Origin of the sequence: Vibrio profundi (genome assembly GCF_043642225.1) — a bacterium.
Classification (GTDB): domain Bacteria; phylum Pseudomonadota; class Gammaproteobacteria; order Enterobacterales; family Vibrionaceae; genus Vibrio; species Vibrio profundi_A.
Window position 1 is genome coordinate 1 of the sequence record NZ_JBHZSF010000029.1, and the last position, 6,158, is coordinate 6,158.

The 6,158-nt window shown below is 41.4% G+C and carries 7 protein-coding genes and 2 pseudogenes; 4 read left to right on the forward strand and 5 right to left on the reverse strand.

Annotated features, from left to right (window positions below; genetic code table 11):
- Nucleotides 1-520 (forward strand): annotated as a pseudogene (locus ACHUFI_RS22090) (IS110 family RNA-guided transposase); the annotation flags it as partial.
- A gap of 361 nt (nucleotides 521-881) precedes the next feature.
- On the opposite strand, the gene ACHUFI_RS22095 reads toward ACHUFI_RS22090, so the two are convergent.
- From ACHUFI_RS22095 to ACHUFI_RS22105, 3 genes are all read right to left on the reverse strand, one after another.
- A complete protein-coding gene (locus ACHUFI_RS22095) occupies nucleotides 882-2,213 on the reverse strand; it encodes a S41 family peptidase (RefSeq protein WP_394253126.1) in 1,332 nt (443 codons plus the stop codon).
- A gap of 187 nt (nucleotides 2,214-2,400) precedes the next feature.
- Nucleotides 2,401-2,688 carry a type II toxin-antitoxin system RelE/ParE family toxin gene (locus ACHUFI_RS22100; RefSeq protein ID WP_394253136.1) on the reverse strand — a complete coding sequence of 96 codons (288 nt, stop codon included), beginning with the start codon at nucleotides 2,686-2,688 and terminating at the stop codon, nucleotides 2,401-2,403.
- The gene (locus tag ACHUFI_RS22105; RefSeq protein ID WP_394253128.1) at nucleotides 2,679-2,966 is read right to left on the reverse strand and encodes a type II toxin-antitoxin system Phd/YefM family antitoxin; all 288 of its coding nucleotides are present in this window, start codon (nucleotides 2,964-2,966) and stop codon (nucleotides 2,679-2,681) included. The genes ACHUFI_RS22100 and ACHUFI_RS22105 overlap by 10 nt, the downstream gene beginning before the upstream one ends.
- A gap of 259 nt (nucleotides 2,967-3,225) precedes the next feature.
- Between ACHUFI_RS22105 and ACHUFI_RS22110 the strand changes: the two genes are divergently transcribed.
- A complete protein-coding gene (locus ACHUFI_RS22110) occupies nucleotides 3,226-3,510 on the forward strand; it encodes a type II toxin-antitoxin system TacA family antitoxin (RefSeq protein WP_053342872.1) in 285 nt (94 codons plus the stop codon).
- On the forward strand, nucleotides 3,507-3,785 hold the full coding sequence (locus ACHUFI_RS22115; RefSeq protein WP_394253131.1) for a type II toxin-antitoxin system RelE/ParE family toxin: 279 nt from the start codon (nucleotides 3,507-3,509) through the stop codon (nucleotides 3,783-3,785). The genes ACHUFI_RS22110 and ACHUFI_RS22115 overlap by 4 nt, the downstream gene beginning before the upstream one ends.
- A 120-nt stretch (nucleotides 3,786-3,905) precedes the next feature.
- On the opposite strand, the gene ACHUFI_RS22120 is transcribed toward ACHUFI_RS22115, so the two are convergent.
- Nucleotides 3,906-4,400, reverse strand: coding sequence for a GNAT family N-acetyltransferase (locus ACHUFI_RS22120; RefSeq protein WP_394253133.1), 495 nt, complete (start codon nucleotides 4,398-4,400; stop codon nucleotides 3,906-3,908).
- A gap of 231 nt (nucleotides 4,401-4,631) precedes the next feature.
- Nucleotides 4,632-5,063 (reverse strand): GNAT family N-acetyltransferase, encoded by a 432-nt coding sequence (locus ACHUFI_RS22125; protein WP_039470327.1) that lies wholly within the window; start codon nucleotides 5,061-5,063, stop codon nucleotides 4,632-4,634.
- Nucleotides 5,064-5,253: 190 nt separating this feature from the next.
- Between ACHUFI_RS22125 and ACHUFI_RS22130 the strand changes: the two are divergent.
- Nucleotides 5,254-6,158 (forward strand): annotated as a pseudogene (locus tag ACHUFI_RS22130) (IS110 family RNA-guided transposase); the annotation flags it as partial.

A 6,158-nucleotide genomic window follows, 5' to 3' on the forward strand; every position in this document is an offset into this window, starting at 1 on the left:
AGCTATGCTTTGCCTGCATCGTATTCGGCAGGGGCTAATTAAAACAAGAACTGCGACCATTAACCAACTCAGAGGTTCGCTTTCCGAATTTGGTATTGTGATGCCGCAGGGTCGCTACTCGGCTCAAAACACTATTGGTAGCGTCCTTGAAGATGCAGAAAATGGTTTGCCTATACTCGCTCGAGAGCTACTTCAAGATCTATCGAGCAAGATTCAAGACCTTAACCTAGAAGTACTGCACTATGATCGCAGAGTCTCTGCTTTATTTCGTGAGATGGCTTCAGCCAAAGCCCTCATGGATATTCCAGGTGTCGGTGAACACAGTGCAAGTGCCATTGTCGCGACCGTCAATGACGCCAAACAATTTGGCTCTAGCCGCCAATTTTCCGCTTGGATAGGGTTGGTTCCAAGACAATACTCAACAGGTGGTCATGTTCATCTTGGTCGCATCAGCAAAAGAGGCGAAAAACACATTCGTACTCTACTTATTCACGGCGCAAGAGCCGTTATTGCACGATGTAAACGGTTAACACTCACCGAGTCAAAGCAATAGTAAATGATGACAATACGACCAGACCGAGATGCCTAAACCTGTTTAATTGGGAAGTAATAAATACTGTTTAACGAATGAGGCTGGCATCAAGCGAATATCATCAAGGTGACGGAACGATTCCGATTAAACACCGAATGTAGAGCTGCTGTCCGGTCCACTGTTGTCAGCGGGAGCTATTGTTGACAAAAGAGGGAGTCCATGTAGCCCTGTTAAGGTGTGAGCAACGCAATACCGAGGCTTCTGCATACCACCTTAAGCACTAGACGCAACGCATAGTAAAAATGCCAAGCGTTGCGAATCACTCTTAAACAGTTTGTATGGATTATAATTACAGCATCTTCTCAAGCTTTTGGATTGCTCGACTAAGAACTACATCTATTTCAGATATCATGCTTTCGGGAGTTTGAGATACCAATAAATCAGGGGATATACCAAAACCAACAAATTCTCTCCCATCTGGATAAGAATCTCGTTTAGAGCAGACTCTAAACGAGCCCCCACCTGGTAGATCAAAGAACAAAGGTTGCCCAGTACTACCGTATGTCTTTCCACCAATAGTAGTAAAGTGCTCCAGTTTATCTGCATAAACTAGGAAGTCTTCAGCAGCAGAGGCTGTATTTCGTCCGATTAAAACAAATGTAGGAACTACGATGCTATCTTTTTTAGCAATCAACTCCGACATTTCACCTTTTTGCCAAGCATTATCATCTACGTACCCATCGTACCCCCAAGCCTTATATGCTGATATATGCTTCCTAGTCTTCCAAGTAGAGCCTTGCAGATTTTGATTTGTAAAATTAGATAGTATCTCTTTAGCTATGCCCGAATTACCACCACCATTAAACCTTAAATCGATAATTATGCCTTTAGCTTGTTTCAAATTGTCATAGATAGAGTAAAACTCATCTAGAATAATTTTATCAACAAAGCTATTTAAGGATAGATAAGCAATTCCATTATCCAACCACTTGAAATCAAGAACTTTTCCATTTGAATGAGGTGTGTTCAGCTTCACTATATCTAGATTCTGACTCCTAGAGTTACGAATCAGAATAACGTCTTCTAAATTTCCTGAAGGATACTTCACGGTAACGGTAACTTTACTATTTGGTGTGCCTTTTAATGAGTCTCTTACTGCATTCTTCCATAAAATATGATTTGTTGAACTAGCAATATATGGCATAATTTTGGTTCGTAAATGTGTTTCAAGATCTTGTCCATCAACACTAACCAAAATCGAACCAAGTGGAATTTTAGATACAAGTTGCTTATCGACACCTGTAACTACAGCTGCTTTGTTCACCTCTGTTAATTCAATAGAAGGCCAATCCACGTATTTTAACTCAAGGCTTTCGGGTAGATAAACATTCGTATGTCCATCTTTCAGTAAAGCGTTAAATTTCATTAATTCTCGATAGTATTCATAGTCATTTTTAGTTGACAAAATTCTTGGAATGTATTCCTTATAGGTCTTATCAAAATCCAACTCAGGAACTTGATCAAAATAAACAAAGTTCTCACTCACCTTACTCCAGTAAAGAGAGAGCCCGTATAATTTTTCAGTATTACTTAACTGTTCTGAGGTATTTATATTACTTTGGGGGAAAGCAAGTGTTGACACCGACATAGCTAGTAGAAATACAAACACTTTTAAATTCATTTCAAATACTATCCTTTCTATTTCACTTAAAACTATAGGAGTTTCTCTGTAAATCTAACGCCAAATTAAGGTGTGAGCAACGCTACCACGAAACCCAACGAGACCACCTTAAACACAAAACCCAACCTTGAACTGAAAATGCCAAGCGTTGGGAACGCTGCCTTAAACGCCTTGTATAACACAATTGCTACACGTCACTTTCCGTTAATATTTGACGACAATTTCTCACTGTAAGCACACGAATTTCATGGCTAAGGCTATATATGATTCGATAGTGACCAAATAGGATTTCACGATAATTGGTATGAGGTAATTCAGGAACAATTCGTCCCATTTCCGGAATATTAGAGAGAAGTTCGGTTTTATTAAAAACCTCATTAACCCAGCTTTCTGCTGCCACAGGGTTGTCCAGTGAAATGAACTCAGTTGCATCACCTAACTTTTGCAATGCCAGTGGTGACCAGACTACTTTAATTTTTTAATACGTCCCAATACTTGAGCACGAGCATCTTCATTAGAAACACCTAAACCTGAAGCTAGTTGAGCTTCAGCAGTGCGCATCTCTTCCAGTAACTCAATCTTCTCTTGCATTGCTTCATATTCCGCAACATCAAGGACAACCGCAACACCTTTACCATGTTGTGTGATTACTAGTGGTCTGCGAGTTTCGTTAATCTGTTTAATAAATGACGTCACGCCAGCACGAAATTCAGACAAAGGCTGAATATCTTGATCAAAATGGATACGGCTCATATTGAACTCCTAATGGTACAATTTAATGTACAAATAATAGTTCAATTAGCCATTTTGAGCAACAGACTGACTTTGTGTTATAACGCCAAATTAAGTAGTGAGCAACGCTGCCACCTACCTAAAGCATTGTGCCGTAAACACTAAAGCCGATTCAAACCGAAAGTGCCAAGCGTTGCGAATCTGCTTAAATTTATTGTTAGTTGCCCAACTACAAACCCAGTGCTAACATTTGTACACACGTGAAAAAATGGAGCACACCATGGACACTAGAATTCAGTTTCGTGTTGATGAAGAAACGAAACGACTAGCCCAGCAAATGGCTGAAAGCCAAGGCAGAACACTAAGTGACGCTTGTCGTGAACTGACTGAGCAACTGGCTGAGCAACAGAGGAAGACTTTATCTCACGATGCGTGGTTAACTGAACAAGTTAACTTAGCTTTTGAGAAGTTTGACTCAGGAAAAGCCACTTTTGTTGACCACGAGTCAGCTAAATCTCGTATGGCCGAGCGTAAAGCTAAAATCCGTAACCGAGGCAAATTATGATTTTGTGGGAAGAAGAGTCTCTCAACGATCGCGAAAAGATCTTTGAGTTTCTTTACGACTTCAACCCCGAAGCTGCTGACAAAACCGACGAAATTATTGAAGCAAAAGTTGAGAACCTTCTAGGGCAACCTCATATGGGAGTCCAACGAGACGGAATTAGAGGGCGATTGCTCATTATTCCTGAGATTTCAATGATTGTTTCCTACTGGGTTGAAGGCGATATCATTCGCATCATGCGTGTACTGCACCAAAAACAAAAATTCCCAGCGGACTGATTATGTCTACTGGGAAACTAACGCCGCATTAAGTTGTGAGCGGCGCTTGGCTATACTTGAGCGAAGCGAAACTGCCAAGCGTTGGGAATCTGCCTTAAACGCCCTGTATAAGGCGGACCTTTAGTCAAGCGCCTTTTCCAACCAAACCGAACTGATGTACTGACCATTTTTCTTTGCATATTCATTAAATACGCCAATTTCTCTAAAACCAAAACGTTTATGTAGAGCAACTGAAGCGTCATTAGGTAATGCGATACCTGACAACAACCTGTGGACTCCGTAATCAGAAATTGATGAGAACAGTTTGGAATATAGTTTTGAACCAACTCCTTTACTTTTTGCTGTTGAAGCAAGGTACACTGTCACTTCTACTGTATCTTCAAATGCTGAAATGTCCCTATATGGTTGGGAACATGCAAAACCTAGAAACTCCCCATTTTCGGTAGCAACGAAAAGTTGATGCTTACTATTGCTTGAGAACTGAGAGAACCAATTTAGACGATTTTCTTGCGTAAATGCGCATTCTTCAAAACGAGCATTAGTGTTCTCAATGTAAAAATTGAAGATGTCTGTAATAGCTGCAACATCGCTTAGTTGCCCTACTCTAATTTCCACGAAAGTTCCTTTTATTTTCGAGCCTTATAACGCCAAATTAAGGTGTGAACAACGCTACAACCTTACCTAAAGCATTGTGCCATAACACTAAACTGGCTTGAAGTGAAAGCGCCGAGCGTTGTGAATCACTCTTAAATTTATTGTTTGTGATTTTGTCATTGCATACGGAAACGCCCAAAGTTATTAGCTTTGGGCGTTTCTTCTAGCAAACTGGTTACGACAAACCGAGCTCTAAAGTGTCATATGCAGAATGGGAAAAGGTTTTCCCATATCATCAAGCGGTGAGCGAGAAACTACTTTAAAACCCATATGCTCGTAGAAACCTACGGCTTTCGGGTTTTGTTCGTTTACATCCACTTTGGTTGCGCCTAACTGCTCTATTGCGTATTGCAGTAGCACCTTACCAACACCTTGCCCTCTTGCCTCGTTTAAGATGAACAGCATTTCAACCTTTGAGTCGTGGATACCTACGAAACCTAAAATTGAACCACTTTCATTTTTCACACATCTTAACGTGACAGCAGGAAAAGCCTGCTCAATGATAATTGGTTTAAAAAACTCAATATCTTCTTCTGATATGAAGTCATGAGTTGCTCGGACTGAATTTTCCCAAACACTAAGCATTTCTGCGTAATTTTCAGGAAGCACATTTTCTACAATCATCGTATTTTCTCTAAAGTTGACTGAAATTCATGTGCAGCCGCGAGCGGGCATTTTAGCCCCAATCGGTACGAAGTGTCCACCAATCACATAGACATAATGCCCCCCACGAGGTGCTAGCCTCCAATATCGTGGGTTAGCTAAAAGCCAGAGCCATAATTAGTGCGTCAAACAACTAAATTTGGAGGCTAGCATGAGTAAAGATAGCATAATTTTCATTGGCTTAGATACGCATAAGTCATTTGTTCAAGTCGCTGTTTTACAAGAACATCGAGGGGCAAACCCACAACAGTTAGGCCGTATTAAATCCAATAAGTCCGCGCTAATTAAATTGGCCAAGCAACTGCAATCCAAGTATCCCAAAGCTACTCTGCACTTTGTTTATGAAGCAGGGCCATGCGGTTACTGGACTTATCGCCTGATTACGAGCCTTGGACACTGCTGCTATGTCGTCGCTCCATCACTGATACCTATCGAATTAAAACTGACAAACGAGATGCTGTGAATGATAACTGGTCTAAAAAGCATCTACGGTGGCTGACCGACCTCATTCTTCCTCACCATAGTCAACAAATCGTCTTACAAGAGATGATCATCACGATCAATGAACGGATACAACGGCTTCAACGACTCGATAACGAACTGCTCCATCAAGCCAAAAACTGGCGATATTATCCTGTAGTAAAAGCCATACAAGCTATGCGTGGAGTGAGGTTACTCGTAGCTCTTGGCACAATAGCTGAACTGGGTGACTTACGGCGGTTCGACCATCCAAGAAAGCTTATGGCTTACCTTGGACTTGTCCCAACAGAAAACTCTAGTGGAGGGAAAACTCGCCGTGGCAGCTTAACAAAATGTGGTAACAGTCGGGCTAGACGGTTGCTCGTTGAAGGTGCACATACCTATAAGCACAAAGCGAACATCTCCGTAGAGCTTCAACTAAGGCAAGAAGGACTGCCTAAAGAGATCGTCGATATCGCTTGGAAAGCCCAGCAAAGGTTATGTCGTCGTTACCAACAGCTGCTGCAAAAAGGTAAACACCGAAATGTCGTTGTGGTTGCCATCGCAAGAGAGATGATCGCTTACATCTGGGCTATT

Coding starts and splice junctions, on each gene's coding strand:
- ACHUFI_RS22095 (WP_394253126.1), bottom strand. CDS start 2,213: ATGAATTTAAAAGTGTTTGTATTTCTACTAGCTATGTCGGTGTCAACA.
- ACHUFI_RS22105 (WP_394253128.1), bottom strand. CDS start 2,966: ATGAGCCGTATCCATTTTGATCAAGATATTCAGCCTTTGTCTGAATTT.
- ACHUFI_RS22110 (WP_053342872.1), top strand. CDS start 3,226: ATGGACACTAGAATTCAGTTTCGTGTTGATGAAGAAACGAAACGACTA.
- ACHUFI_RS22115 (WP_394253131.1), top strand. CDS start 3,507: ATGATTTTGTGGGAAGAAGAGTCTCTCAACGATCGCGAAAAGATCTTT.
- ACHUFI_RS22125 (WP_039470327.1), bottom strand. CDS start 5,063: ATGATTGTAGAAAATGTGCTTCCTGAAAATTACGCAGAAATGCTTAGT.